The 25,609-nt window shown below is 69.0% G+C and carries 27 protein-coding genes; 11 read left to right on the top strand and 16 right to left on the bottom strand.

The genetic code is table 11. The features are described from left to right. Window positions 1–49: 49 nt before the first annotated feature. Window positions 50–1,066, top strand: a complete 1,017-nt coding sequence (gene moaA, locus EV138_RS00225; RefSeq protein WP_133976473.1) for a GTP 3',8-cyclase MoaA — start codon at window positions 50–52, stop codon at window positions 1,064–1,066. A gap of 86 nt (window positions 1,067–1,152) precedes the next feature. Here moaA and EV138_RS00220 read toward each other — a convergent pair whose 3' ends face one another. Together EV138_RS00220 and EV138_RS00215 are read right to left on the bottom strand one after the other, a co-directional pair. Beyond that, window positions 1,153–1,356: a hypothetical protein gene (locus tag EV138_RS00220; protein WP_112236637.1), complete on the bottom strand. Its 204-nt coding sequence runs from the start codon at window positions 1,354–1,356 to the stop codon at window positions 1,153–1,155. Between the two features lie 175 nt (window positions 1,357–1,531). Continuing rightward, complete coding sequence (locus EV138_RS00215) at window positions 1,532–1,903, bottom strand: DUF3099 domain-containing protein (RefSeq protein ID WP_133976472.1); 372 nt, start codon at window positions 1,901–1,903, stop codon at window positions 1,532–1,534. 74 nt (window positions 1,904–1,977) lie between these two features. Between EV138_RS00215 and EV138_RS00210 the strand changes: the two genes are divergently transcribed. From EV138_RS00210 to EV138_RS00190, 5 genes are all read left to right on the top strand, one after another. Further along, the gene (locus tag EV138_RS00210; protein WP_112236635.1) at window positions 1,978–2,190 is read left to right on the top strand and encodes a dodecin; all 213 of its coding nucleotides are present in this window, start codon (window positions 1,978–1,980) and stop codon (window positions 2,188–2,190) included. Between the two features lie 74 nt (window positions 2,191–2,264). Next, window positions 2,265–2,969, top strand: coding sequence for a 3-oxoacyl-[acyl-carrier-protein] reductase (gene fabG, locus EV138_RS00205; protein WP_133976471.1), 705 nt, complete (start codon window positions 2,265–2,267; stop codon window positions 2,967–2,969). A 31-nt stretch (window positions 2,970–3,000) separates the two neighbouring features. Beyond that, the gene (fabI, locus tag EV138_RS00200; RefSeq protein WP_238158384.1) at window positions 3,001–3,771 is read left to right on the top strand and encodes an enoyl-ACP reductase FabI; all 771 of its coding nucleotides are present in this window, start codon (window positions 3,001–3,003) and stop codon (window positions 3,769–3,771) included. Window positions 3,772–3,776: 5 nt separating this feature from the next. Then, complete coding sequence (locus EV138_RS00195) at window positions 3,777–5,462, top strand: Mur ligase family protein (RefSeq protein WP_133976469.1); 1,686 nt, start codon at window positions 3,777–3,779, stop codon at window positions 5,460–5,462. A 34-nt stretch (window positions 5,463–5,496) separates the two neighbouring features. Further along, window positions 5,497–6,336, top strand: coding sequence for a hypothetical protein (locus EV138_RS00190; RefSeq protein WP_133976468.1), 840 nt, complete (start codon window positions 5,497–5,499; stop codon window positions 6,334–6,336). Here EV138_RS00190 and EV138_RS00185 read toward each other — a convergent pair. From EV138_RS00185 to EV138_RS00175, 3 genes are all read right to left on the bottom strand, one after another. Continuing rightward, window positions 6,319–7,179, bottom strand: coding sequence for an ACT domain-containing protein (locus EV138_RS00185; protein ID WP_166678456.1), 861 nt, complete (start codon window positions 7,177–7,179; stop codon window positions 6,319–6,321). The genes EV138_RS00190 and EV138_RS00185 overlap by 18 nt on opposite strands. A gap of 125 nt (window positions 7,180–7,304) precedes the next feature. Continuing rightward, entirely contained in the window at window positions 7,305–8,174 is an 870-nt protein-coding gene (locus tag EV138_RS00180) for a hypothetical protein (protein WP_133976467.1), read from the bottom strand. After that, complete coding sequence (locus EV138_RS00175) at window positions 8,171–8,680, bottom strand: SigE family RNA polymerase sigma factor (RefSeq protein WP_202866581.1); 510 nt, start codon at window positions 8,678–8,680, stop codon at window positions 8,171–8,173. Before EV138_RS00175 ends, EV138_RS00180 begins: the two co-directional genes overlap by 4 nt. Before the next feature lie 143 nt (window positions 8,681–8,823). On the opposite strand from EV138_RS00175, the gene EV138_RS00170 reads away from it, so the two are divergent. Beyond that, window positions 8,824–9,561, top strand: a complete 738-nt coding sequence (locus tag EV138_RS00170) for a polysaccharide deacetylase family protein (RefSeq protein ID WP_133976465.1) — start codon at window positions 8,824–8,826, stop codon at window positions 9,559–9,561. Between the two features lies 1 nt (window position 9,562). Here EV138_RS00170 and EV138_RS00165 read toward each other — a convergent pair whose 3' ends face one another. Genes EV138_RS00165 through EV138_RS00145 form a run of 5 tightly spaced genes read right to left on the bottom strand, consistent with a single transcriptional unit; the run spans window position 9,563 to window position 16,498 of the window. After that, a complete protein-coding gene (locus EV138_RS00165; protein WP_133976464.1) occupies window positions 9,563–10,759 on the bottom strand; it encodes a Dyp-type peroxidase in 1,197 nt (398 codons plus the stop codon). Further along, window positions 10,756–11,289, bottom strand: coding sequence for a copper chaperone PCu(A)C (locus EV138_RS00160; protein ID WP_238157861.1), 534 nt, complete (start codon window positions 11,287–11,289; stop codon window positions 10,756–10,758). Before EV138_RS00160 ends, EV138_RS00165 begins: the two co-directional genes overlap by 4 nt. Before the next feature lie 44 nt (window positions 11,290–11,333). After that, a complete protein-coding gene (locus tag EV138_RS00155; RefSeq protein ID WP_133976463.1) occupies window positions 11,334–12,461 on the bottom strand; it encodes a glycoside hydrolase family 99-like domain-containing protein in 1,128 nt (375 codons plus the stop codon). Between the two features lie 33 nt (window positions 12,462–12,494). Then, window positions 12,495–15,371: a cyanophycin synthetase gene (gene cphA / locus EV138_RS00150; RefSeq protein ID WP_238157860.1), complete on the bottom strand. Its 2,877-nt coding sequence runs from the start codon at window positions 15,369–15,371 to the stop codon at window positions 12,495–12,497. Beyond that, window positions 15,368–16,498, bottom strand: coding sequence for a cyanophycinase (locus tag EV138_RS00145; protein ID WP_133976462.1), 1,131 nt, complete (start codon window positions 16,496–16,498; stop codon window positions 15,368–15,370). Before EV138_RS00145 ends, cphA begins: the two co-directional genes overlap by 4 nt. Before the next feature lie 101 nt (window positions 16,499–16,599). Between EV138_RS00145 and EV138_RS00140 the strand changes: the two genes are divergently transcribed. Next, a complete protein-coding gene (locus EV138_RS00140) occupies window positions 16,600–17,358 on the top strand; it encodes an SCO4651 family lipoprotein (protein WP_133976461.1) in 759 nt (252 codons plus the stop codon). Window positions 17,359–17,387: 29 nt separating this feature from the next. Here EV138_RS00140 and EV138_RS00135 read toward each other — a convergent pair whose 3' ends face one another. Then, window positions 17,388–18,170, bottom strand: a complete 783-nt coding sequence (locus tag EV138_RS00135; RefSeq protein ID WP_133976460.1) for a hypothetical protein — start codon at window positions 18,168–18,170, stop codon at window positions 17,388–17,390. 265 nt (window positions 18,171–18,435) lie between these two features. Here EV138_RS00135 and EV138_RS00130 point away from each other — a divergent pair, with 265 nt between their 5' ends. Further along, entirely contained in the window at window positions 18,436–19,947 is a 1,512-nt protein-coding gene (locus EV138_RS00130; protein ID WP_166678455.1) for a hypothetical protein, read from the top strand. 42 nt (window positions 19,948–19,989) lie between these two features. Here the strand turns inward: EV138_RS00130 and EV138_RS00125 are convergent, their stop codons facing one another. From EV138_RS00125 to EV138_RS00115, 3 genes are read right to left on the bottom strand one after another with little or no spacing between them, the layout of a single operon-like run. Further along, window positions 19,990–20,907, bottom strand: a complete 918-nt coding sequence (locus EV138_RS00125) for a GNAT family N-acetyltransferase (RefSeq protein WP_133976458.1) — start codon at window positions 20,905–20,907, stop codon at window positions 19,990–19,992. Between the two features lie 42 nt (window positions 20,908–20,949). Continuing rightward, window positions 20,950–22,170, bottom strand: coding sequence for a phosphoserine phosphatase SerB (gene serB, locus EV138_RS00120; protein WP_133976457.1), 1,221 nt, complete (start codon window positions 22,168–22,170; stop codon window positions 20,950–20,952). A 27-nt stretch (window positions 22,171–22,197) separates the two neighbouring features. Continuing rightward, window positions 22,198–22,932 (bottom strand): Rv1486c family protein, encoded by a 735-nt coding sequence (locus EV138_RS00115; protein ID WP_202866580.1) that lies wholly within the window; start codon window positions 22,930–22,932, stop codon window positions 22,198–22,200. A gap of 88 nt (window positions 22,933–23,020) precedes the next feature. Here EV138_RS00115 and EV138_RS00110 point away from each other — a divergent pair, with 88 nt between their 5' ends. Together EV138_RS00110 and EV138_RS00105 are read left to right on the top strand one after the other, a co-directional pair. Beyond that, window positions 23,021–23,803 (top strand): ABC transporter ATP-binding protein, encoded by a 783-nt coding sequence (locus tag EV138_RS00110; RefSeq protein ID WP_133976456.1) that lies wholly within the window; start codon window positions 23,021–23,023, stop codon window positions 23,801–23,803. A 110-nt stretch (window positions 23,804–23,913) separates the two neighbouring features. Beyond that, complete coding sequence (locus EV138_RS00105; protein ID WP_133976455.1) at window positions 23,914–24,450, top strand: NfeD family protein; 537 nt, start codon at window positions 23,914–23,916, stop codon at window positions 24,448–24,450. A gap of 84 nt (window positions 24,451–24,534) precedes the next feature. On the opposite strand, the gene EV138_RS00100 is transcribed toward EV138_RS00105, so the two are convergent. Together EV138_RS00100 and EV138_RS00095 are read right to left on the bottom strand one after the other, a co-directional pair. Then, window positions 24,535–25,086: a hypothetical protein gene (locus tag EV138_RS00100; protein ID WP_133976454.1), complete on the bottom strand. Its 552-nt coding sequence runs from the start codon at window positions 25,084–25,086 to the stop codon at window positions 24,535–24,537. Further along, window positions 25,086–25,601, bottom strand: a complete 516-nt coding sequence (locus tag EV138_RS00095) for a hypothetical protein (RefSeq protein ID WP_133976453.1) — start codon at window positions 25,599–25,601, stop codon at window positions 25,086–25,088. Before EV138_RS00095 ends, EV138_RS00100 begins: the two co-directional genes overlap by 1 nt. Window positions 25,602–25,609 lie beyond the last annotated feature (8 nt).

Below are 25,609 nucleotides of genomic sequence, written 5' to 3'. Positions count from 1 at the left end.
TAAGCCATCGGCTGAAATGCGCTGCGCGCACCCACGTACCCTGGTCGATATGACCAGGCCGAGCACTTCGCCACTGGGCCTAGCCGACAACTACGGCCGGGTGGCCACCGATCTGCGGGTGTCGCTGACGGACCGCTGCAATCTCCGCTGCACGTACTGCATGCCCGAAGAAGGTCTCGACTGGCTCGCCAAGCCGGAGCTGCTCACCGACGACGAGGTCGTTCGCCTCGTAGCGGTGGCCGTCACCCAGCTCGGCGTCGACGAGATCCGCTTCACCGGTGGCGAGCCGCTGCTGCGCCGGGGCCTGGTCGGGATCGTCTCCCGTACGGCGGAACTGCTGCCGCGTCCCCAGATCTCGATCACGACCAACGGGATCGGGCTGGCCCGGCAGGCGGAGGCGCTGAAGGAAGCCGGGCTGGACCGGGTGAATGTGAGCCTCGACACGGTCCGCGCCGACACCTTCCAGCAGTTGACCCGGCGGGACCGGCTCAAGGACGTGCTGGCCGGCCTGGAAGCGGCGCGGCGGGCCGGCCTGGCGCCGGTGAAGGTCAACGCCGTCCTAATGCGCGGGGTGAACGACGACCAGGCGGGCGAACTGCTGCAGTTCTGCCTCGACCACGACTACGAGTTGCGCTTCATCGAGCAGATGCCGCTGGACGCCCAGCACGGCTGGAACCGGGACACGATGGTCACCGCCGAGGAGATCCTCGGGATGCTGGGTGACCGGTTCGGTCTCGAGCCGGTCGGCGCTGCCGCCCGGGGCAGCGCACCGGCGGAGTCGTTCACCGTCCTGGGCGGTCCGGCGACCGTCGGCATCATCGCGTCGGTGACCCGGCCGTTCTGCGGCGACTGCGACCGGGTCCGGCTGACGGCCGACGGCCAGGTCCGCGATTGTCTCTTCGCACGAACAGAATCGGATCTTCGGACCGCATTACGCGCCGGTGCCCCGGATGCGGAACTCGCCGACCGGTGGCGAACCGCGATGCGTGGAAAACTCCCCGGCCATGGCATCGCCGACCCCAGCTTCCTGCAACCGGCGCGTCCGATGTCGGCCATCGGCGGCTGAAGTCGGTGCCGCAGAAGAACCGGCCTGCACCACTTCGCGGCCGGTTCTGAACGGGAAATTTACTTTTTCTGCTGTAACGCCGGCTTTCAGCCGGTGAATGGCTCCACCTCGCGCAGGAATGACCGCTGTGCGAGGAAGTCGGACAGGCTGTCCTTGTGTTCCTCGCAGGCCAGCCAGGTCTTGCGCCGGTCGGGCGTGTGGATCTTCGGGTTGTTCCAGCGCAACGCCCACAGGGCGGGCCGGCCGCATCCCCTTGCAGAGCAGCCGGACGGCACTACTTCTTCGGTCATCCGGCAATTGTCCCTGATCGCTCAATTATCAATAGCGTGGAGAAAATGAAGCGACGTCGGACAGCCACGGGGGGAGCCGTCCGACGCCGCATCAAGTCCCTGAATTCCATCCATGAACTTCAGAGCACGCAGATTCTGACACGGATCAGTCTTGAGAATCCAGTCCCGGCGAAGATCACTTTTCGGTGTCGCGATCGGGGCCCGGATCGGGGATCACCTCGGGGCCGGTGAAGGACCTGGAATCGTGTGCAGAGTCCGGGCCGATCTGGGGTCTGGCCGGTGGTACGTAGGACGCCGCGGCGTCGACCTTCGTGGTCTTGCGGGCGTTCGCCAGCACCACCGCGACCGACGGCAGGAAGACGGCGCCGACCAGGAAGATCCACCGCCACGGGGACGGCGTCAGCACCGCCAGCACGAAGCAGACGATGCGGATCGACATCATCCACGCGTACCGCGCGATCCGGCTCTCCAGGTCCTCCGAACGGCCCGGTTGCGCACTGGTCACCGAGATGACCGTTTCGTCGGCCCGTTCACTACGTCGCGACATCTATTCTCCTCACCAGGACCAACGGTACGCCCGGCTCGAAGAACCTATGCGTACCCCGGCGAAGGGGAACTGACATGACCGATCGCACCTACCGAGTGACCGAGATCGTCGGCACGTCCAAGGAGGGCATCGACGCGGCGATCACGAACGCCATCAGCCGGGCCGGGGAGACCCTGCGGCACCTGGACTGGTTCGAGGTGACCCAGATCCGCGGCCACATCGTCGACAACGCGATCGACCACTACCAGGTCGGTCTGAAGGTCGGCTTCCGCCTCGAGGACGCCTGACCGCAGTACGGCGAACGGCTGCGATACCGTTCGTCCGGCAGTACGCCGTTCAGCCGAGTGAGGAGACTTCAGACGTGTCGAGATCGGTACTGGTCACCGGTGGCAACCGGGGCATCGGACTGGCCATCGCGACCGCCTTCAAAGAGGCGGGCGACCAGGTCGCCGTGACCTACAACAGCAGTCCGCCGCCGGACGGTTTCCTCGCGGTCAAGTGCGACATCACCGACGCCGAGCAGGTCGAGGCGCTGTTCGAGACGATCCAGGCCGAGCACGGCCCGGTCGAGGTACTGGTCGCGAACGCCGGCATCACCCGCGACACGCTGCTGCTGCGGATGACCGACGACGACTGGGACTCGGTCATCTCCACCAACCTCACCGGCTCGTTCCGGGTCGCCAAGCGGGCGGCCAAGGGAATGCTGCGGCTGCGCCGGGGCCGGATCGTGTTCATCTCCTCGGTGGTCGGCCTGCTCGGCTCGCCCGGCCAGGTGAACTACGCGGCCAGCAAGTCCGGCCTGATCGGGATGGCACGCTCGATGGCACGCGAACTCGGCAGCCGCGGGATCACCACCAACGTGGTCGCGCCCGGTTTCGTCGAGACCGACATGACCGCCGTCCTGCCGGAAGAGACCCAGAAGCAGTACCTGGGCCAGATCCCGCTCGGCCGGTTCGGGTTGACCGAGGAGATCGCCAACGCGGTCCGCTGGATCTCCTCGGACGAGGCCGGCTACATCACCGGCGCGGTGATCCCGGTCGACGGCGGCATCGGCATGGGCCACTGACTCCCTCAAACACTGAAGAAAGGGCATGCCGGTGGGCATCCTCGACGGCAAGCGGATCCTGGTCGCCGGAGTCACCCTCGACTCCTCGATCGGTTTCGCCACGGCCAAGGTGGCGCAGGAACAAGGCGCGACCGTGCTGATCTCGAACTTCGGCCGTGCGCTGAGCATCACCAAGCGGATCGCGAAGCGGTTGCCGGTCGAGCCGCCCGTGCTCGAACTGGACGTGACCGACGCGGACCACCTGGCCGCACTGCCCGACGCCATCCGCGAGCACGTCGACGGCCTGGACGGCGTCGTGCACTCCATTGCCTACGGCAACCCCGAGACGATCCTCGGCGGCAAGTTCCTCGAGGGTCCGTGGGACGACGTGTCCCGCGCGGTGCACGTCTCGGCGTACTCGTTGAAGGCGCTGGCGGTGGCCTGCGCGCCGTTGATGAGCCGGGGGAGCAGCGTCGTCGGGCTGACCTTCGACGCGACCGTGGCCTGGCCGGGGTACGACTGGATGGGCGTGGCGAAGGCCGCGCTGGAGTCGACCTCGCGCTACCTGGCCCGCGATCTCGGTGCCCAGGGCATCCGCTGCAACCTGGTCTCGGCCGGTCCGCTGAAGACGCTGGCCGCGAAGGCGATCCCGGGCTTCGAGAAGTTCGAGGAGCCGTGGCTGGACCGGGCCCCGCTGGGCTGGGACCCGTCCGACCTGGAGCCGACCGGTAAGACGATCGTCGGCCTGCTCAGTGACTTCTTCCCCTCCACCACCGGCGAGATCATCCACGTCGACGGCGGCTACCACGCGATGGGTGCCTGATACACGTGTCCGGTTCTCTGGTCGAGCTCCGCGTTCTGGACGGGGCCAACCTCTACTTCAGCCGGGCGGCGGTCAAGCTCACGCTCGACCTCACCGCACTGATCGACGCGCCGGCTCCGGCGGCCAAGGCGTACGCGTCGGCACTCGGGCTCGGGGCCACCCGGCCGGGCCGGATCGGCTCCGGTTTCCGGCAGCGGTTCGCGGTCCGCGTCGTCGGGCACATCGTCCGGCGGATCGCCCGCGAGGCCGGGATCGGGCGGATCGGCGTACGGGTGCGGTCCGAGTCCGATGTGCACCGGCTGGTCGTGGCCTTCCCCTGGGCGCACGAGGGCCGCGCGCGGGCGCTCGGCCAGGCGATCGTTGATGTCGTGGACGCCTTCGGCGCCGAGGAACTGCCCGAACTGATCGCCACGGTCGGTGACCGGGTCCGCAACGAGCCGGCCGGCAACCCGCCGCCGACGTTGCGGCCGAAGATCCCGGTGGTCGCGGTCACCGGCACCAACGGCAAGACCACGACCTCGCGGATGATCGCGCACATCGGCCGGGCGGCCGGGCTGCACGTCGGCTGGTCGAGCACGGACGGCGTGTACTTCGACGGCGAGCTGGTCAAGTACGGCGACTTCTCCGGGCCGAGCGGCGCCGGTCAGGTGCTCTCCCAGCCAGGTGTGCAGCTGGCGGTCACCGAGACGGCTCGTGGCGGAATCCTGCGTCGCGGCGTCGGCGTGGCGCACAACGACGTCTCGGTGGTCACCAACGTCACCGCCGACCACCTCGGCCTGGGCGGTATCGACACCGTCGATCAGCTCGCCGAGGTGAAGGCGGTCATCACCAAGATCACCCGGCCGCGCGGCTGGTGTGTGGTGAACGGCGACGACCCGCGGACGTTCGGGATGCGGCTCGGCTCGCCGGCCAAGTGCTGGGTGTTCTCCCGCGACCCCGACTCGCCGTCGATCCGGACGGTGCTCGACGAAGGCGGCCGGGCGACCACCGTGCTCGACGGGTTCATCACCGTCCTCGACAACTCCCGCGACGCCGAGCCGTTGCTCAAGGTCGTGGACGTGCCGATGACGCTGTCCGGACTGTCCCACTACAACGTCGAGAACGCCCTGGCGGCCGCCTCGGCGGCGCTCGGACTCGGGCTGCCGCGAGCAGCAGTGATCGAGGGCCTGAGCACGTTCACGCCGGGCGAGAACAACCCGGGCCGGATGAACATGTACTCCGTGCGCGACTTCACCGTCGTCATCGACCTGGCCCACAACGAGGCCGGCCTCGAGGCGCTGCTCGAGATCATGAACGGCGTGCGCGAACCGGGCAGCCGGCTGCTGCTCGCGCTCGGTTCGCCGGGCGACCGGGCCGACGACATGGTGTCGGCGATGGGCGCGATCGGGGCCCGCGGCGCCGACCGGGTGGTGATCGGGCACAAGGGCGACTACCTGCGCGGCCGGCCGCCGGAGGAACTGGAGGCCGTCTTCCGCGAAGGCACCAGTTCGGTCGGCGTCGACGACGTACCGGCGTACCCGACCGAGCTCGAGGCCGCCCAGGCGCTGGTGGCCGAGGCGAAGGCCGGCGACGTGGTCGCGATCATGTCTCTGCAGGATCGGGCGAGTCTTGACGCCTGGTTGCGGTCCGAGGGGGCTACGGTCGATAACCCGGAGACCTTGAAGAGCAAGGTCGAGCGAGCACAGCACTGACCCCGAGCCTCCGCCCGGGGCGGATCGAGGTGTCATGCGCTACTTGTGGTCTGTACCGGCGGCGGTGATCGCCTGGTTCGTGGCCGGCTTCAGCCCCACCTATCTGGCGGGGCTGCCCGAAGGTGCGACCGCTTTCGTGACGCCTCGCCTCGACGTGCTGCTGCTGGGTGGATTCGCCGGGGGAGTGCTGGCCGGTCTGCTGGTCCAGCGGGTGCGCATCGCCGTACCGCTGGTGCTGGTGGTTGCCGTCGGCACCTGGTGGCTGAGCGGGAACTCGTTCCACAGCAGGGATCTGCTGATCTCGTTGCTGGTGGCAAGTGCCATCGGAGGCTTCTTCGGTGCCCTGGGCACCCGAAGCTCGGTGTTCGCGGCGTTCGCCCTGGCGATGCCGGTCGCCTGGTATGCACTCCGCCCGGCCGCGAAGCTCGCGGATTGGCATTGGCTCTGGCAACTGAACGGTCTGCTGGTCGCGGCCGGTCTCGCGGGTCTCCTGTACGTCGCGTGCTGGCGGCGAGGCTGGCCCTCGGCGTACGCATGGTTGCCGTTGGCAGCGACCTACGTGACGTCGTTCGCCGTCGTCGACGGGATCAAGACGATCGTCGGCTCCAGTGGCCGCCCGGCCGACGACGTGGCGAACACGGCGACGGACGCTTTCTTCAAGGCGTTCGCCCCCTTGCTGCACGACTACTGGCCGTGGCTCGCGCTGGCGTTCCTGCTCGCGATCCCGATGGTCGCGCTCAAGATCCGCGCCCTCCCGCCGCCTCCGCCACCACCCCCGCCGTACGACGAACGCGGCAACGACGCGGTCCTGTCCGACGACCTGGACTGGATCGACCGAACCGAACCCAAACGCCGCCTACTGGCCCGCCGCTAGCTGCTCCTCCTCGAGGTCGCGGGCGAGTTCGGCGACCTGGGCCAGCCGGTGCGCGCGGGCTGATTCCGCCGGGGTGAAGGGCTCGCCGGGGCGGGTGAAGACGAAGAGCCCGCTCCACGGCGACGGGATCTTCAGCATCGTCCCGTCCTGCGGTAGCAAGCCCTTGGCGACCGCCAGTTGATCGGTCACGAGGCGCGCGCCGAGGAGTTCGGACACCGCGTGCGACAGTTCGGCGGGATCGGCCACGACCCGGGCGGCCAGGGTCAGCGCCTCGGTCTGGCCGTCGACCAAGGCCAGCGCTGTGGTCGGCCAGACATGGACGTCGCGCCCACCGGCGGCTTCGATCCCGGCCAGCAGTTCGTCCGCACCGACCACCTCTGGCGTCGACACGACCAGTTCGTCCCGGACCCCGGCGTCCACCGGATGAACGTGCAGTCCGAGGATGTTGGCGTCCAGGTCGGCCAGCCGGCGGGTGAGCCGCTCGAGTTCGCCGGCCCGGTCGTCGAGCGTCACCCGGATACGCCACAACGACGGTGCCTGCGTGAGTACTGCTCTGGTCCTCCTCCGGAGGTGGTGACCGGGGGCGTGGAGCCAGCGGCGGAGCAGGCGCATCGCGGACGGTTCGACGATCCAGATCACCAAGGCGGTCGTGGTCACCGCGAGCAACGCGACGGTCAGCAGGTAGGGCGGGTGCAGTGCGAGCACAGCCGCGTGCAGCACGAACTCGACCGGCAGGATCGCGGCGAGCTTTGCCAACGTCAGGCGCAGACGGTGCGGATGGGGCAACCGTCCGCAGACATCACACGCCATCCCGGCGGTGACCGATCTCCGGAGTTGTTCCATGCCACCAGCCTGACAGCGCGCTGTTGCCTGGTGATTGCCTGTGGATGAAATGCAGCGCACTCCGTAGTACGGGATCACGTGGTGCACCTCCCGTACGGCGGATGCGCCGTACGGGAGGTGTTTCGTCAGTTCGAGGGGGAGCCGGTTGGAGCGCTCGGGTTCCCTGTGGTCGTGCCGCAGTTGTTGCACGGAAGGGCGGTCGGCGGGTCGCTCGGTGCCGGAGCCGGCCGGCCGGTGGCATCGAGTGGGGTGATCGAGGTGAGCTTCGCGTCTCGCTGGGGGATCACGACGGAGAAGAAGCGGATCTTGTTGCTGGTCGGCGTACCGACGGCGTCGGTGACGTAGGTCTTGCCACCGGCCTTGATCCGGACCGTGCGTGCCTCGATCGAGGTCGCGCCGATCACCATCGTGTAGTTGATCTTGTAGGAGTCCTTCTCCTTCTGGTAGGCGGGCGTGGTCCGGTAGGACACCTTCTGACCGTTGGTCCAGTCGGTGAAGCAGTCGTAGAGGCCGCCGAAGCTGTTCGCCTTGCCTTCGACGGAGACCAGGCAGCTGTCCTGAGTCGAGATCATCGCCCACTTCTCGGTCGGGATCTCGCCCTGGGCCACGAAATACGCCGGACGGTAGCTGTTCGAGTCGGGCACCTTGGTGAACTGCTTGTCGGACCACGGTGGCGGCAGCACCTTGTTGTGCGCGGGCTGCGTCGGGACGGAACTCGGGCCTGAGCTCGGGACGGAGCTCGAAGGAGAGGTCGGCGGCGGCGTCGGGACTTCGGCAACCCCGATCCCGCCCGTGGCGTCGGGCTGGAGTGCGTGCAGCGCCGGTCCGATGCCGAGCGTGATGCCGACGGCGGCAGCCGTGACCAGGACCACCGCGGTACCGCGGCGGCGGCGCCGGCGGCTCTTGATCCGGAGCCGGATGGGCGCGGCCGGGTCAGGCGGCTCGGGGCGTGCGTCGGTCAGTACTTCGAAGTTGGTCCGCAGGTCGTCGGTCATGCGATGTTCCTTCCGGCCAGATCGGCCAACTGGTCGGTGGTGTCGAGGCGAAGTGCTTCCAGCCCTCTTCGCGTGTGCTGTTTGACCGAACCGACCGAGCACCCGAGCAGGGTCGCGACGGTCCGTTCGGGCAGATCTTCGGCGTACCGCAGGTAGACCGCCGCCCGCTGACGGGGACTGAGCCGGCTCATCGCGGCGTGCAGCGCCAGCCGGTCGTCCACCTGTCCGGTCCCGGACCCGATCGCGGTGTCCGGTGGCACCTCGGTCGGCCGCTCCGCCGACCAGCGCCGCCGGGCGCCGGACAGGAACGTGGTGGTCACGATCTTCCTCAGATACCCCTCGGGGCTCTCGCCGCGCACCTTCCGCCAGTGGAACCACAATTTGGTGAAGGACTCCTGCGCCAGGTCCTCCGCCTTCTGGTGGTCCAGGGTGAGCGCGTAGGCGAGCCGTGCGGTCGTGGTCCAACGCGCTCGCACGAACGCGTCGAAATCCTCGTCGTTGGTCATCGGCATCCCTTCCTCACCCCCCAGAACGCGTCGGCCGAAACCTCAGGGTGACACGAACCGGGATCCAGCTCCGGTCCAACAAAACCGGGCCGGGCGACGTCTCAAGGGCTGACGAACGGTTCGTCAGTCACGGGGGATGGGGCATGTCCAGCAAGTTCGCCAGGGTCTTCGTACGGACGGTGGCTGTGGTGGGGGTCGCCGCCGCGGTCGGCATCACGATCGGCGCGGCCAACATGATCGAGTCGGAGGCTGCCGCCCGGCCGCAGGTCAAGGCCGCCCCGTCTCCGTCGCCGTCCCAGCAGCCGACGCCGCCGCCGTCGACCCCGGCCACGCATCCCGCGGCCGGTGGGAAGGTGGTGTACTTCACCTTCGACGACGGGCCCGATCCCGCCTGGACACCGCAGATCCTGGACATTCTCGCCCGCAACAACGCGAAGGCGACGTTCTTCGAACTCGGTCAGCTGGCCGACCGGCACCCGGAACTGCACGACGCCGTCCTGGCCGCCGGCCACGCGATCGGCAGCCACTCGTACTCGCATCCGCAGTTGACCAAGGTCTCCGCTGTCAAGCGGCACCGGGAGATCACCGGCGGACCCGCGTCGAAGTGCTTCCGCCCGCCGTACGGCGCGGAGAACACCCAGGTGAAGGCCGAGATCAAGGCGGCCGGGATGAAGCCGGTGCTCTGGGACGTGGATTCGCTCGACTGGACGAAGCCGGGCGTCGACGCGATCGTCGCCAATGTCCTGACCACCGTCCACTCGGGCAGCGTCGTCCTGATGCACGACGCGGGCGGCAACCGGAGTCAGACCGTCGCCGCTCTGGAGAAGGTGCTGCCGATCCTGGCGGCGAAGGGATACACCTTCGCCGCGCTGGACTGCTGACTCAGCCGAGCAACTCCTGGCCGAGCCAGCCGGTGGGCTGGAAGCCGGGTGGGAGGGCGAACACCGCCGAGCCGATCGTGGTCGTCCACTCGTTGAGCGCGTCGGCCGCGTCGAGCCGCGCCAGCAACGGGAGGAACTGCCCGGCGATGTCCGCCTGATAGCTGAGGAAGATCAGTCCGGACTCGCGGCTGCCCCCGGTGTCGTGGACGTAGTTCAGTCCTTTGCGGAAGATCCGCCGGCCGTCGTTGCTGGAGTGATGGGACAGCCGGGCGTGCGCGTTCTCGGCGATCACCAGGCGGCCGTCGGCGTCTCGCCTCTCGAGATCGAGTTCGTCGTGCTCGGCGGTGCCGGTGAGGGGTGCGCCGGTCGACAGCTTGCGCCCGACCGCGCGTTCCTGTTCCGACCTGGTCAGCTCGTCCCAGGTGTCCAGGTCGAGCTTGATCCGCCGTACGACGAGCGTCGTGCCGCCCGCGAACCAATCGGGCTCCGCCGACCAGACCGTCTGCTCGAACTCGGGCGTCCCCGGGGCCGGGTTCCCGCTCCCGTCGACCTGGCCGAACAGGTTGCGGCCCGTCACCGGCTTGCCGTCGCTGCCGGTGCCGTTCCAGAACCCGGTCTGCCGCCAGACCGGCCGTGCGAAGGGAGCGGCGTCGGCGACCATCCGCCGTACGGTGTGGACCACGCTCACCGGATCCTCGGCGCCGATCAGCAGCACCAGGTCGCCGCCACTCCAAGCGGTCTGCAGGCGATCGTGCGACATCACCGGCAACTCGTCGAGCCCGCGCGGCCGCCTCGCGGTCAACCCCGGCAGCGCGAACACCCGCGGACCGAAGCCGGCCGTCACCGTCAGCGAAACGTTGCCGAGGGCAAGCTCTGGAGCAGTGTCACCGGGCGCCGGTCGACCAGAAGTCAGGGCAACGATGTCGCTGGTCCACAACCGCATCAACCGCCCCAGTGCCGCCTTGTCGACGCCGTCGAGCAGGTTGAGCGCGACCAGCTCGGCATGCTTGGGCGAGGCTGCCGCGACAGCCGGCTGATGCACGCCGTACGGCGAAATCTCGCGCCCACCCGTGTCGCCCTCCAGGCTGTGACTGGGTGCGCCTTCGGTGAGGCTGACAACCCCGCCCGTGACGGCGGCGCCGGCCGCGGCGGCACCGGCGTACCCGAAGAGCTGCCGGCGCGACGGTCGACCGGTCAAGGCGTGCTGGTCGGAGTCGGGGTCGGGTGGTAGTGCTCTTCCTCCTCGGTGAAGGCCTTCACCGGCAGGGTCAGATCGTGGGACGAGCCGTCGGAGAACTTCAGCGTGAGCGGCAACTCGTCACCCGGCTTCAACGCCTGCTTGAGCCCCATCAGCATCACGTGCTCACCACCCGGCGCGAGATGGGCGTGCGAACCGGCGGGCACGGTGATGCCGCCCGCCTTCTCCTGCATCACCATCTTCCCGTCCTTCATCGCCATCTCGTGCAGCTGCACGATCCCGGCGACCGGAGAGGTCGCCGAGGTCAGCTTCACGTCCGTCGTTCCCGGATTGGTCAGCGACATGAACGCGGCCGTCATCGAGGTGTCCTTCGCCCCGGCCGTCGCCCGCACCCAGGCGTCCGCCACGATCACCCCGGTGGTCTTCGCGGCATCCTGCACAGCGGGCCCGGCCTTCTTCTCACCGGACCCGCAGGACACCAACAGGGGCAGGACAACAGCAATAGATGCCATTAGCAACTTCGTCTTCACGTACACCCCAACGAGGCGTTCCGTGACCGAGTTCCCGACGGATGCTACGAATGCAGCACATCCCGGACAGCTTGCAGGTAAGCCGATCCATGAGTTGTGTCAGGCAACAAATAGGAGCCCTCGGTCCATTCGTTCCAGGCGTTGACCGTGATGATCGAGTGCCGTGGACGATGCCGCTCGAGGTACTCGAGCGCGCGCCGCAGTCCGGTGGCGAACTCGGCCGGATCCTGGTCCCAGACCGAGGTCCAGGGGTAGCCCAGCTGCTGATACGGCAGCTCCTGGCCGGTCCGCGGCGACGGATCCCATCCGACGGTGACGTTCGGGTAGAAGTCCACGCCCAGCTGCTCGGCGTACCGGTCGTACTCGCGGAACGCGGAATCCCTCAGGTCCTGGATCGATCCGTTCGGAAAGCCGGCCGTCGACGCGTCGAAGTGATGCAGCCAGACGTACGACGTACCGGAGTCGAACCCGAGTCGATCGACCACGTCAGCCACTGCGGACGGTGCGCCCGAGGCGGGCAGCACCGGAGCGCTCCACAGCACCCCGTCGAGGTGGAGGCCGGGAAAGCCGGCGAGCACGGTCTGCTCGCGGAACCAGTCGAGTGCCTGCCGAGCCGCCTCGACACCGCCCAGACCTTCGATGAAGTTGCCGATGTCGTAGAGCGTGAACCACGGTCTGCCGTCGATGACGAGATAGTTCGAGCGCGAGAAGTACCGGTCGATCACGTGCCGGACCATCGCTTCGAAGGCCGATCGGTCGAGCGCGCCACTCTTCAGCAGGTCGGGTACGCCGCCCGACCGGCTGGGGAAGATGTCGACGAGTTGATGGTTCGCCCACATCAAGGCGAACCGCAGCCGGTCGGTGTTGGGCGCCTGCAGGAAGCCGTCGTCCAGCGCTCCGGACAGATACGGCCCGTCGTCGTACCAGTAGTAATCGAACAGGAAGCCGTCGACTCCGTGCGTCGCGGCGAGGTCGATGTCCGCCGCGGCGACCGCGGGATCAGCCTCGTCGCGACAGCCGAGCGCAGGCACCCGCGGTTGCCGGTGCCCAGGGAAGCGTGCGGTCGCCGCCTTGACCAGCTCCCACTCGGTCCAGTTCGCACCGAACCAGTCGGCATTGCGTGGATCGCGATGCCAGTTGGGGAAGTAGTAGGCAAGGACAGTAGGCCGCACGGCACTCCCCGGGGCGTTGTCGGAACGAGAGCCCTACTCGTCGGACAGCTCGGCGTCGGACTCGGCTTCGGCATCCGGCTGAACGAAGTCCGGGTCGCCGCCCTCGTCACCGGAGCGTGCGCCGGCCTGGGCCAGATGCGACACCGATTCGAGCTCGGACAGGACGGACTGGTGCTGGTCGACGCAGAGCACGACCAGATCGCCGCGATTCGACCGCGACAACGCATGCTGTACGGCGGTCAGCTCCTCGAGCACCGTCTCGACCTGGCGGCAGCGAGCCCCGTTCTCCATCGCGCTGCGCACGCCCTCGATGATCAGCTCGGCCGACTCGCCGCGCTTACGCCCGCGCAACCTCGCGTCCTCGCGGACGATCACGACGTCGAAGTGCTGGGCCGCGACCTCGCCGAGCTCCCGCATGTCGTCGTCCCGCCGGTCACCCGCGGTCGCGATCACGCCGATCCGCGACGGCCTGCCGAGCTCCGACGACGCGTTCAGGCTCTCGCCGAGCTTGTCCACGAAGTCGCCGAGCATCCGCATCGCGGGCGCGTTGTGGCAGTAGTCGACGATCACGGTCCGGCCGTCGACCTCGATCTCGTTCAGCCGGCCGGGGGAGAGGTAGTACGAGGTGTTGAACGTCCGCAGCCCCTGCCGGATGTCGTGCAAGGGCGCACCCGCGGCGAAGGCGGCCGCCGCGGCGGCCATCGCGTTCTGCACGTTCATCATCGCCCGGCCGCCGAAGGTTGCCGGCAGCAAGTGGGTCCACGCCAGCTGCATCGACCGCCGGCCGTGCTTCATGATGATCATGTCGCCCAGATCGGAACGGTCCAGGACGACGGCCCGCCCGCCCCGCCGGCAGTGTCCCTCGATGTACTCGCGGACCTCGCTGCCCGGCTCGGCGATGCTGAACCAGACCACCTCACCCGAGCACTTCCGGCGCATCTTGCGAACCAGCGGGTCGTCGGCGTTGAGTACCGCGAACCCGTTCCGGGGTACGGCCTCGACCAGCACGCCCTTCACGTCGGCCAGTTGCTCCAGCGTGTCGATCCCGCGCATCCCGAGGTGGTCGGGCTGGATGTTCAGCACCACGGCCACGTCGTTGCGCTCGTACCCGAGTCCTTCGCGCAGGATCCCGCCCCGCGCGACCTCGAACACGGCGAAGTCGACCCGCGGGTTCTGCAGCACCATCCGGGCGGACTTCGGCCCGGACGCGTCCGCCCGGATCACCAGCCGCTCGTCGATCACGATGCCGTCGGTGGACGTCATCCCGACCTTGCGGCCCATTCCCTTGAAGACGTGGCTGATCATCCGCGAGGTGGTCGTCTTGCCGTTGGTCCCGGTCACCGCCACGATCGGGATCCGGCTGGTCGCGCCCGGCGGGAACAGCATGTCGACGACCGGCTTGGCGATGTACTGCGGATCGCCGACCGTCGGGTTGGTGTGCATCCGGAACCCGGGTGCCGCGTTCACCTCGCAGATCGCGCCGCCGGTCTCGCGCACCGGCTGGGTGATGTCGGGGCAGATGAAGTCGATCCCGGCGATGTCGAGCCCGATCATCCGGGCCGCCTCCTCGGCGATCTCGACGTTCTCCGGGTGTGCCTCGAAGGTGCGGTCGATCGAGATGCCGCCGGTGGACATGTTGCCGGTGAGGGTGAGCTTCACCATCGTGTCTTCCGGCGGTACGTCGTCCAGCTCGAAGCCCTGCGAGCGGACCAGTTCGCGAGCGGCCGCGTTGACGGTGATCCGGGTCAGGATCTTCTCGTGCCCGACGCCCCGGCGCGGATCCGCGTTGGTGATGTCGACCAGTTCGGCGACCGTGTGGACGCCGTCGCCGACGACGTGCGCGGGCACCCGCTCGGCGATCGCCTCCATCCGCCCGTTGATGATCAGGCAGCGGTAGTCCTTGCCGGTGACGAAACTCTCCACGATCACCGAGCCGCGGCGCGACTGCTCGGCCGCGATCGGGAAGGCCTCCCGGACGGCGTCCGCGTTCTGCAGGTCCAGGCAGACACCCCGACCGTGGTTGCCGTCGAGCGGTTTGCAGACGACCGGGTAACCGATCTTGTTCGCGGCCGAGACGGCGTCCTCGACGTCGCGGACCGACACGGACCGCGGTACCGGCAGACCGGCCGAGGCGAGCAGCTTCGTGGTGAGGTCCTTGTCGCTGGCAACGTCCACCGCGATCGAGCCGGTCTCGGACGTCATCGTGGCCCGGATCCGCTTCGCGTGCACGCCCTGGCCGAGCTGCACGAGGCTCGCCTTGTTCAGCCGGATCCACGGGATGTCCCGGGACACCGCCTCGTCCACGATCGCCTGGGTCGACGGCCCGAACGCGCTCCGCTCGGCGGCCCGGATGAACTTCTCCAACTCGGTGGTGAAGTCGAACTCGGGCGTCGGCTGGACCAGGTAGTTCACGAACCGGATGGCGAGCTCGCCGGCCGCTAGGCCGACGCCCTCGTCGGCGTACGCGTAGATGATGTTGTAGCGGCCCGGTACGCCGCGCACCTGGCGGGTCTTGCCGCGCCGCATGTCGTGGCCGGCCTCCTGCTGCAACTGCAGCGAGACGTGCTCGGCGATGTGGCCGAGCCAGGTGCCCTCGTGCAGGCGCTCGATGAACCCGCCGCGCCGGCCGCGCGAGCAGTGGTGCTGGTCGAGGCGCGGGAGGTACTCGAGCAGTCGTTCGGTGAAGCCGTCGATCGTGTTCGACGGGAAGTTCTCCAGCGAGCCCAGGTCGACGACGAGATGAATGGCCGGGTCGTAGCTCCAGATGTTCGGACCGCGGTACACGCGGGTCTCGATGAGCTTCAGATCCGGGCTCGGCGTACCCAAGGTCTCGGTGCCGGTCGTCTCGGCGCTGGGCGTCGCAGCGCCGGTCGTGGTGGAGTCGGGCTGGTCGGGGGCGGTCTCTGTCATACGGTCCCACTGTCTGGTTGTGGCTCGGAGTCTGGCGTGCTGAGTTCGGCGCCCGCGCTCAGTGGCTCGGTCGCCTCCGGTCTGGACCGGGCCGCCGCGGCCGAGGTACCAGCCCTCTTCTTCGCCTTCGGTTCCCCAACCGCTTCGCCGGCATTCGCCGTCCTGGCCGTACGCCGGCCCGCCCGGCGCTTGCGCTCGGCGTAGTACGCCGGTCCCGCTCCCTCAGCGGCGATCTCCTTCGCCAGCGCTCGCAGGTCGGCCTCCGCTGCCTCGATCGAGGCGAGCTCCTCGGCCGGCGGCTGCGGCCCGTACGACAACAGCGCGCGCGCCTTCAGGTCGAAGGTGGCCGTGGCCGGAAGCACGTGCAGGACGACCCCGGACGCCAGGATTGCTTCGGACCGCTTCGCGTAGTGCGCGTTCGACGTGATCCGGCTGCCGTCGAAGATCGTCACGGCACCACGGCCGACAACCTCGAGGTGAGACCCTCGTACGACGGCGGCCGTGTCCTCGTCCACCCCGATCCCGAGCAGGCCGGGGGACTGGGCAACCAGCGACAGCAATCGCCCGTACCGGTTGCGCTGGGCGAAGTGCTGGTCCACGATCGCGCCCTGCACCAGGCCGAGCCCACCGGCGAGCTGGCTCATCCGCTGTCGCGGGGTTGCCCCGGACCGGCCGAAGGCGATCATGTGCTCGGCCAGGATGCTCGCGCCGGCCGAGGTTCCGCCGACGGCGGCGCCGCGGGCATGCGCTTCGGTGACCGCGCGGCCGAACGCCGTACCGGTGACGACACCGCTCAGCTTCAACTGGTTGCCACCGGTCATGAAGATGCCGGTCGCCTCGGTCACCGGCTCGATGAAGGCGGGGTCGTCGGCGTCCTCGCGGTTCTCCGGCCGGACCCCGACCACACTGGCCGCACCGAGGGCGGCGAACAGCGCGGAGTACACGTCGACCACGTCCGGGCCGAGCGCGGACGCCGTCGGCACGACGACGATCCGGGCCTTCGATCCACCGGCCGCCTCGACGAACTCCTGCAGCACCATGCGCTTCTTGAGCTTGTCCTCGGCGCCACCGATGGCGAACAGGGCACCCGGCCCGCCACCATTCACCCCACCCTGCTGTTCTGACATAGCCGAAGAATAGGCGGTCGGAGGCGTTCGGCCGGCCTGCATCTTGCAAGAGGTGGCAAAGAATCTCGCGATGACCGCCTGCTCGTGTCATCATCCGCGCTGTGAAGAGAATCATGATGTCGCTGGCGGTCACCGGTGCGGTCGTCGTCCTGGCCGCGTGCGGCAACACCCCGGCGCCCGGAACCCAGGCAGCCGCGGCTTCGACCGCTGCGGCGACAACCACACTCACCCAGGCGGACCTCGGCAAGAAGGTCCAGGAGGCGCTCCTCAAGAAGGGCACCTTCCGAGTCGTGTCGACGACCGCCGGCGCGGATCCGAGCACGCTGACCGCTGACGTGAAGCTGACCGGCTCCACACCGGAGTTCGTGGTCACCGCCGACGGGATGACCGTGCTGGGTGCCGGTGGCCAGCTCTACGGCCAGGGCAAGGGCATCTCGGACGGCCCGCAGTGGGTCAAGCACGACGCCAAGAAGACGGGCGTCGACGCTCTGACCGGAGCGATGATCCAGCTGATCGCCTGGCAGGCCCAGCCGCAGCAGTTCCTCGCGGGCTCTTCTTACGCCACCCAGTTCACAACAGCGGCGGGACCGGCGGTGAACGGTGTGGCGACAACGCAGTACAACTTGACCATCGACCTGCAGAAGGCGGCCCAGGCGAAGGCCTTCGGCGACTCCGTCACCGCCGAGAGCCTCGCGAAGAACAAGACCACCACACTGACCGCCAAGGTCCTCCTCGACGCCGACTCGCTACCCCGCAAGATCGACTACACCCTCGGCGAAGACACCGGCACCTCCACCTTCACCAACTTCGGCACCCCGGTAGTCATCGCCGCACCGCCCATCGACAAGGTCGCCAAGTAGCACCTGCACGGTGCTCTTGGTGACGGCGATCAGAACCGCTCGAGTTCGTAGAGTTTTCGGCCGGCCGAGTCGAAGACCGTGGCGTGGTCGGTCGAGTCGAAGCGCAGTTTGTAGGTGGCTTTGTTCATGCTCTGGGTCACTCGGAGGGTGTAGAAGCCGCTGCTGTCCGGCTTCTCGGACAGGGCGCAGGACATCGGCCCACCGATGTCGAGCGGCTTGCCGTTGTCGTAGAAGACGCCGTCACATTGACCGTTCGAGCTGAAGGACTTGTTGCCCGTACCGTCGGAGGCGGTCCAGTTGCCGAAGACCGTGCTCGCGTCGGCCTTGGCCGGCCCGCCGAGTGCTGACGAGAGCCCCCAGACCACGAACGCGAGTGCGGCCAGTGCGAGGATCGCGTAGAACGGGTTCTGGCGGACCTTGTTGACGAACGTGCTGCTGTTGTCGATCTTCATGTCGCGGCCGACTGTGTTACCCGACGCGATGACACCGGAATTCGACGGTCCGCTGTGGGCGTGCTGCACCGCGGGCAACGCGGCCTTCAGTTGTGCCTCGAAGCCCGGGTCAGCAGCCGCTGCCGCTTGCAGGGCCCGTACTGCGTCCGCGCGGGTGCCCACCGTCGCGTCGCCCAGATCGCGGGCCTCGGCGGTGAGCCGCTGGATCGACGGATCGACACCCAGCTTGGGCGCCACCACCTTCCAGACCCGTTCGCCCGCCGCGTCCAGCGCATCGTCGGTCAACCCGTCGACGACCTTCAGCACCCGCCGTGCTTTTCCGGCCGCCCAGGCGACGAGAAAGCCAACCACCAGATCCATTCCGACCCCATCTCTGCTTGTGAACAGTTGGCAAGGCAGGCCATCGGCGGGACCTGCCTTGCCTCCCCCGAGCCCAGCTTGCTGCTGCCGACGGACCAGGCGGCGCGGTTGTGCGTGGGCGGTCCGCTGCGCACAATCCGTTGCAGAAAGTCACCGGACGTGCTAGTCCTAGGGCTGGTTCACGAGGGGGGCCTCTATGCCGACGGACCGATCCGCAGGATCAGCGCCGACGCGAAGACTGACACTGCGCCATCGGCTCGCGTGGTTGCTGCGGGTCAATCGTTTGCTCGGCAGCCGGCACGAGTTCACGGTGCGGACCAAGTTCGCCGCCGCCTGGCCGAGCGGACCCGATCCGCGATCGATCAACCCGTCGACCATCTATCGCTGGGAAGCCGGCAGCTCGGCGATACCGCATTCAGCCGTCCGGCGGTACGAGGAGTTGCTGGAGCTCGCCCCCGGCCGGCTCGTGGCCGCCTTCGACTACGAGCTGCGGGCGAACCGCCCGATGATCGAGTCGGCTCCGGCGCTGGCCCGCGATCATCAGGTCGAGCCCCGGACTCTCGATCGACGGCTGGACGCCTACCTCGATCGGGTCTGCGCTCCGGCCGTCATGACCGGCTGCGACTGGGACGACCTCACCGAACTGCTGGCGACGAGACCGGCGGCGTACCTGCCTGGCCGCGCCTGGCGGGAGATCGCGCAACGCCTGCTCGCCGAGATGCTCGTCGCCTGTGGGCAGGCGTGGCTACAGCGGTTCGAAGCGGTGAACCGGCTGCTGGCTCACCCAGCGGCGCAGGGCGAGCTGATCGACGCCTGCGCGGTCGCCGCGGCCGATCGCGACAACCAGGTGATGATCTCGACCATGGCCGCGCTGGGGCACAGCAATCACCGCGACTCGATCTCCGTTCTCTTGCGGCAGTTGACGAATCCGACCGATGATCGCGCGCTGTGGGGCACTTTGTCCGCACTGTTCGAGGCCGCCACCCTGAAGCAGCTCAACCCGGATCAACGCCGTCGAGCCACCCGGACGCTCCGTGAGATCGCTGCTGCCGGTGGCCCACTCGGGTCGATGGCCGACGAGATCCTGCAGGCGCTGTGGACCCTGACCGGGCCGGTCGCGATCGGTTGCGCCGGTCGGCAGTACAGCCTGCGGGGACCTGTTTCCCTGGTGGCTCAGCGCGTCGCGCATGCGGCCGCGGCGGCGCTGGCGACCGCTCCGGAGACCTTCACCGATGACGTGTTTCCGCAGTTGGTCGAGGAGTTACTGTTCGACCCGTCCGAGGAAGCCCGGCTGGAGGTCTCCATGCTGATCGCCGCCAGTCCCTATCGCTCGGGGATCGCTCAAGCCCTGTCGTCGGAACTCAGGCGCGGCCGGACTCTCACCGGCGACCCTGAGCGGTCCGGCACTCTGCTGTCCGCACTCCGTATGGTGGGCGGCAGTCCGGAGCGCAGCCTGATCGAACGCATTGTTCTGGCCGATGGCCTGCCCGGCCCGACCGTCTCGGTCGCCGCCTACGCCATCGGCCACTTCACCCCTGTCCCACCGGCCTCCTGGTGGGACAGCGCTATCAGTAAACACCTGGCCGACTGGCACCGAAGCAAAAGCCCGACCAGCCTCGCAGCCCTCCGCGGCCTCGCCTACAGCGCCGGCGTCACCGGAAGCCAAACCCCACTTCAGCGCCTGAAGACTGACCCCACCACCCCCTTGGCGGCCCGCGCCGCCGCCACCTGGTGGAAGAACCAACCCACCTACATCACCACCAGCGCCCAACTCTGAGGCACTGATCACGCCGGGCACGTCAGCTGTGCATCCTGGATCTCAGAACGGACCGCCGCGGTACATCGTGGTGCTGCGGCGGACGGTCATGCCCAGGCGTTCGTACATGGCGAGGGCGCCGGTGTCGGAGTGGGTCCAGAGGGTGAGGTTGCGTTTGCCGCGGCGGTAGAAGCCGTGGCGGGCGACGGCGAGGAGCGTTCTGGCGAGGCCCTTGCCGCGGTGGTCACGGCGTACGGCGAGTTGCTCGATGTAGCCCTCGTCGGTGTCGGGGAGGTCCAGGCAGAGCGCCGCACCGACCAGTTCGTCGCCGGCGAAGATCAACGGCGACCGCTCGGGGGCGAAGCTGGAGCGCTCGATCATCATCGCGGCCCACTCCTCGTACGACTTGCGCCGCGGCTGCCACTCGTCGAAGGCGTCCTCGATCAGCAGATGGGCCGCCGCCGCGTCACCAGCAGCGAAGGGCCGGACCGTGAGCCCCTCGGGCAGCGCCGGGATCACCGGCTCGGAGTCCATCGGCAGCTCGAGCTGCCAGTTCACCGCCAGTACGTCGTACCCGCGGGCGCGGACCAGGTCGACGCCGGCCTGGTCCTTGTCGTCGACAGCCTGCGCGATCCAGTCGGTCGTCCCGACCTCCACGGCGCGCGCCTCGGCCCAGTCCAGCAGGGCCGTGCCGATGCCGAGCCCGCGATGGCCCGGATCGACATCGATCTGTGCTCGCTTGCCCCGGTTCAGCCACGCCCAGGCCGCCAGCCGGCCGTCGACGTCGTGGACGACGACCGAGTCCACCGCCGGGTCGAACCCCGGCCGGGACAGCACCGCCTTGATCCCGTCGGGCGCGGTCTCGGCCTCGCCGTGAAGTTCGCGTTCGGTCGCGGCGACCAGTTCGTGGATCGCTTCGACATCCGCGTCGGTCGCCGCTCGACTGCTGAATCCGGCCGGTAGCACCACAGGAACAGGCATGCCCCGATCTTCGCCGCCCGGCACCGCTGCGGGCAAACGAGTTCAGGCCGGGTTGCTGGCCGCGTCGGCGGCCTCGACCTCTTCGCGGCTGATGCCGAGCAGATACAGGATGGTGTCGAGATAGGGCACGCTGACGTGGGTGTCAGCCGCCGCGCGGACCACCGGCTTGGCGTTGAACGCGATCCCGAGCCCGGCCGCCGCCAGCATGTCGAGGTCGTTGGCCCCGTCGCCGATCGCCACGGTCTGCGACAACGGCGTACCGGAGGACTTCGCGAACCGCCGCAATGCCGCCGCCTTCCCGGCCCGGTCGACGATGTCGCCGACCACCTTCCCGGTGAGGTGGCCGTCGACGATCTCCAGTTCGTTGGCCGCGGCGAAGTCGATGCCCAGGTCGGCCGCCAGCTTGTCGGTGATCTGGCTGAACCCGCCGCTGACGATGGCGAACTGGTACCCGAGCCGCTTCAGCGTCCGCACCAGCGTCCGCGCGCCCGGCGCGAGCACGATCGCCTGGTACACCTCGTCCAGCGCCGACGCGGGCAGTCCTTCGAGCGTCGCCACCCGGTGCCGCAGCGAATCGGCGAAGTCGAGCTCACCCCGCATCGCCTTTTCGGTGACCGCGGCAACCTCTTCCAGCCGGCCGGCATGAGCGGCGAGCATCTCGATCACCTCGCCCTGGATCAGGGTCGAGTCGACGTCCATCACGATCAGCCGCTTGGCCCGCCGGTACAGCCCACCGGCCTGTACTGCGACGTCCAGCCCCTGCTTGACCCCTTCGAGCGCCAGCACCGCGCGCAGCGAGTCCGGATCGGCACCGGAGACCGCGATCTCCATCGCCGTCACCGGGTAGCGCGCCATCCGGCTGATCCGGTCGATGTTGGCGCCGGTGTCGGCGATCCGGCCGGCGATCGCGGCGAAGCCCTGGGCGGTCAGCGGGCTGCCGATCACGGTCACCTGGGTCCGGCCCTTGCGCCGCGGCTCGTTGTCGCCGAAGCCCTTCTTCACGTCGATCTCGACGTCGAGGTTCTCGGCGAGGGCCTTGAGGTCCTTCTTGAGTTCCTTGTGATCGCGTGGCGCGGTCAGCAGGACCCCGAGCACGAGGCGGCCCCGCAGTACGACCTGTTCGGCGTCGATCACGTCCAGGCCGCGACCGGCCAGGATCGACAGTACGGCGGAAGTGAGGCCCGGGCGGTCCGTGCCGGTCAGCGTGACCAGCAGGGTTGGGCGGTCGATGGGGTGCGCGTCGTACTCAGCCTGTCCAGTCATGACGAGGTGAACGCTACCCAAACCCGGTTAACGGGAGGTGGGCGGTCCACATGCCGCAACGAGGGCCCGCCGGGCCGCGGCCGCCAGGTCGAGCAACGCACGACGACGCGCATCGGCCTCGGCGCCGGTGACGGCCGCCCCGTCGTCCTCGAGAGCCGCGTCGGCGATCGCCAGGCAACGCCGGGCGGTGGCAGCGGTCTTGACGGCCCGGGCCTCGTAGCCAGGCGCCAGGTCGTCGCCTTTGCCCGATCCGATCCGGCGGATGTCGATCAACGCGTCGGCGACCTCGGGCTTCCACCGCGCCACTTCGAGCGCCGCCAGCGACTCGGCCGCCTCGATCAGCGCTGCCCGCAACCCGCGATCGGCCTCACCGAAATCGGCCGGCGGGGGACTGGCCGCGGGCAACACGGTCCACTGCACCGCGGGTCCGACGTACGCCGGAACGAGCCCGATCTCGGCCCCGGTCAGTACGACGGCCTCGCCCGTCTCCAGCGCGGCTTCGTTGAACGGCGGTGGCCCGGCGAGCCCGATCGGGTCGCCGGGGATCGGCAGCGCCAGGTGCGCCTGGGTCGCGCCGGCCGCGCGGAGCAGATTGAGCGCGACCGGCAAGGTCGCCGGCGCGGGGTGGGCGGCCAAGCCGGCCACGTGATGGCCCACGTCCTCGCCCAGGATCTTGTGCGCCGCGGTGTCCGGGTCGCAGGCACCGGTCAGCATCGCGTTCGTCCAGACGGTGAAACGCATCGAGGCGGCAGTGGTGAGCACGCCGTCCAGTCTCCCATCCGGCGGCGGTGACGACGACACCACCAGGGTCGGCGTCGGCCGTCGGCGGCGACCACGTAGGTTTTGCGCCATGACTGCTGTGGTGGAGCTGGCCGGCGTCTCGATCGTCCGAGGTGATGCGGTCCTGCTGGACGGTATCGACTGGTCCATCGACGAGACCGACCGGTGGGTCGTGATCGGCCCGAACGGAGCCGGCAAGACGACGATGCTGCAGATCCTCGCGGCCCAGATGCACCCCACGACGGGCGTGGTCGGGCTGCTCGGCGAAGTACTCGGCGCGGTCGACGTGTTCGAGCTGCGGCCCCGGATCGGTCTCACCAGCGCCGCCCTCGCTGATCGGCTGCCCCGCTCGGAGCGCGTCTCCGACGTCGTCGTCTCCGCCTCGTACGCCGTCCTCGGCCGCTGGCGTGAGGAGTACGACGAGCAGGACCACCAGCGCGCCAAGGTGCTGCTCACCGAGCTCGGCATCGGGCACCTCAGCGAGCGCACGTTCGGCACCTTGTCGGAGGGCGAGCGCAAGCGGGTGCAGATCGCCCGCGCACTGATGACCGATCCCGAACTGATGCTGCTCGACGAGCCGGCCGCGGGTCTGGACCTTACGGGTCGCGAACAGTTGGTCCGTTCGCTCAGCGCGATCGCGACCGCCGAGGGCGCGCCGGCGATGGTGCTCGTCACTCATCACGTCGAGGAGATCCCGCCCGGTTTCACCCACGCGCTGCTGCTGAAGCAGGGCCGGATCGTGGCGGCCGGCCCGATCGACGAGGCGCTCACCGACCAGAACCTGTCCGACACCTTCGACCTCGCCCTCAGCCTCACCCACACCGACGGCCGCTACTTCGCCCGCGCCCTCTAGCTCACCCGGGCCACTCCGCCGAGGCCGCCGGGACGAATCCGCGGCGGCCCGGTCTGCGTCGGAGCTTCGACGGGCCTGCCCGACGGCCCGATGACGGATAGGCTTGGCAGATGATGGATTGGCTGCGGGACAACGTGTGGGCGGCCTGGCTCGGGATCGCCGTCGTACTCGGTCTGGCCGAGCTCGCCTCGCTCGACTTCACCTTGCTGATGCTCGCCGCGGGGGCGATCACGGCGGCCGGCGTAGGAGCCTTGTTCCCGCATCTGCTCTGGCTGCAGATCGTCATCGGCCTGATCACCTCGGCCGCCATGCTGGCCGCGATCCGCCCGCTGCTGGTCCGCAAACTGCATCACAGCGGCGAGCTGAAGACCGGCTCGGCGCACGTCATCGGCCGTACCGGCGTGGTGGTGAAGGAGATCCACCCCGACGGCGGCGGCTCGATCAAGCTCAACGGCGAGCTGTGGACCGCCCGCCCGTACGACGAGGTCTCCACCTTCCCGCCCGGCACGCGCGTCGAGGTGATGTCGATCGACGGCGCCACCGCCGTCGTCTATCCGGTCGGCGACCCGTTCAGCCACCAGTACCCGGAGCTCGACCAGGACCCGCACCCGACGTCCGGCAAGGACTCCGAGCCACCCCGCACCTGACGGCGGACCCCGCGGCTGACCGCGGACCCGCAGCTGACGGCGGACCCGCGGCTGACCGATGGCCCCCGCGGCTGGCCGCGGGCCTCAGGCCGACGGGCCGCCGTGCAGGGCGCGGAAGTCGTCGAGCGTGCCACGGTAGTACTCGAGGTCGTCGACCAGTTTCGCCCGCTGGAACAGCTCGGGCTGCTGCCGGTAGGTCTGCCGGCCGAGCTCCGACCACAGCACCTCGGCCGGGATCGCCTCGGCGTCCTCGGGCAGGAACTTGACCGCCTCGGTCAGCGCGTCGGCCGCGAACATCCAGTTCAGCTCGATGCTGCGCCGCTCGGACTCGGGTCCGTTGTCGTAGGCCAGATCGAGGTCGAGCGCCCGCCGCGCGTACGTCGTTGCCACCAGCACCCATTGCCCCGCGTCGACCAGTTGCGACACGCCCAGCCCGAACCGGGCGCCGACCTGCCGCGCCGCCTGCTCCGAGGCGTACGGGACCTCGATCTCGTAACCACGGACGTTCAGGGTCCAGGTATCGGCCCCCTCGGCCAGCGTCTCCTCGGCGGCTGCGGCAGTGGCATCCGGTGCGTCCGCCGCGGCCATCACGCTCGCATAGATGTGCGCCTCGGCCAGCGTCCGTGCGGTAAGCATCAGGCATCTCCTCGATAGCTGTCGCGAACGACGAGCAGTCGTTCCAGCCGGAACCTACCCGGTTCGCCGGCTCGTAGCCGCGACCCCTGCTCGGTCCAGAACGCGTCGTCCGGTACTGCGTGCTCGCCGGCCGGGATGAACTTGACCACCTCGTCGACCGCCGCCCGCGCCAGCGCCAGCCGCCGGCCCGCCTCGGCAGCGTCGTCGATCGGTACGTCGCGGGCCGCGTTGTCCGCGATCTCCAGCCACTGACCGGCGTCGAAGATCTCGGACGGCTCCTCGCCACCGAAGGTCGGGAATGGCCCTGGGGCTGTCTCCTGCGCAGGCATGCCGAACAGGAGTTCGCGCCCCGCCCCACAGCCCGGACAAGCGGCCAGGTAGCTGATCGCGAGCTCGCCATCGACCGAGGTCAGCCCTTGCTTCCACTCGGTCGCCAGCGCGCCGCAGTCCTCGCAGGGCGCCAACTCGGCGTACAGGAGTGCCTCATCCGGCGTACGAGCTACCGCGAACGCCATATCGTTCC

Source organism: Kribbella voronezhensis, from assembly GCF_004365175.1.
Classification (GTDB): Bacteria; Actinomycetota; Actinomycetes; order Propionibacteriales; family Kribbellaceae; genus Kribbella; species Kribbella voronezhensis.
This window is presented reverse-complemented; position numbering and strand designations above follow the sequence as displayed.

Bases quoted from the DNA above. Each gene is read 5' to 3' on its own strand.
- moaA (WP_133976473.1), top strand. From the start codon at position 50: ATGACCAGGCCGAGCACTTCGCCACTGGGCCTAGCCGACAACTACGGC.
- EV138_RS00220 (WP_112236637.1), bottom strand. From the start codon at position 1,356: ATGACCGAAGAAGTAGTGCCGTCCGGCTGCTCTGCAAGGGGATGCGGC.
- EV138_RS00215 (WP_133976472.1), bottom strand. From the start codon at position 1,903: ATGTCGCGACGTAGTGAACGGGCCGACGAAACGGTCATCTCGGTGACC.
- EV138_RS00210 (WP_112236635.1), top strand. From the start codon at position 1,978: ATGACCGATCGCACCTACCGAGTGACCGAGATCGTCGGCACGTCCAAG.
- EV138_RS00190 (WP_133976468.1), top strand. From the start codon at position 5,497: ATGCGCTACTTGTGGTCTGTACCGGCGGCGGTGATCGCCTGGTTCGTG.
- EV138_RS00185 (WP_166678456.1), bottom strand. From the start codon at position 7,179: ATGGAACAACTCCGGAGATCGGTCACCGCCGGGATGGCGTGTGATGTC.
- EV138_RS00180 (WP_133976467.1), bottom strand. From the start codon at position 8,174: ATGACCGACGACCTGCGGACCAACTTCGAAGTACTGACCGACGCACGC.
- EV138_RS00175 (WP_202866581.1), bottom strand. From the start codon at position 8,680: ATGACCAACGACGAGGATTTCGACGCGTTCGTGCGAGCGCGTTGGACC.
- EV138_RS00170 (WP_133976465.1), top strand. From the start codon at position 8,824: ATGTCCAGCAAGTTCGCCAGGGTCTTCGTACGGACGGTGGCTGTGGTG.
- cphA (WP_238157860.1), bottom strand. From the start codon at position 15,371: ATGACAGAGACCGCCCCCGACCAGCCCGACTCCACCACGACCGGCGCT.
- EV138_RS00145 (WP_133976462.1), bottom strand. From the start codon at position 16,498: ATGTCAGAACAGCAGGGTGGGGTGAATGGTGGCGGGCCGGGTGCCCTG.
- EV138_RS00135 (WP_133976460.1), bottom strand. From the start codon at position 18,170: ATGGATCTGGTGGTTGGCTTTCTCGTCGCCTGGGCGGCCGGAAAAGCA.
- EV138_RS00125 (WP_133976458.1), bottom strand. From the start codon at position 20,907: ATGCCTGTTCCTGTGGTGCTACCGGCCGGATTCAGCAGTCGAGCGGCG.
- serB (WP_133976457.1), bottom strand. From the start codon at position 22,170: ATGACTGGACAGGCTGAGTACGACGCGCACCCCATCGACCGCCCAACC.
- EV138_RS00110 (WP_133976456.1), top strand. From the start codon at position 23,021: ATGACTGCTGTGGTGGAGCTGGCCGGCGTCTCGATCGTCCGAGGTGAT.
- EV138_RS00105 (WP_133976455.1), top strand. From the start codon at position 23,914: ATGATGGATTGGCTGCGGGACAACGTGTGGGCGGCCTGGCTCGGGATC.
- EV138_RS00100 (WP_133976454.1), bottom strand. From the start codon at position 25,086: ATGCTTACCGCACGGACGCTGGCCGAGGCGCACATCTATGCGAGCGTG.
- EV138_RS00095 (WP_133976453.1), bottom strand. From the start codon at position 25,601: ATGGCGTTCGCGGTAGCTCGTACGCCGGATGAGGCACTCCTGTACGCC.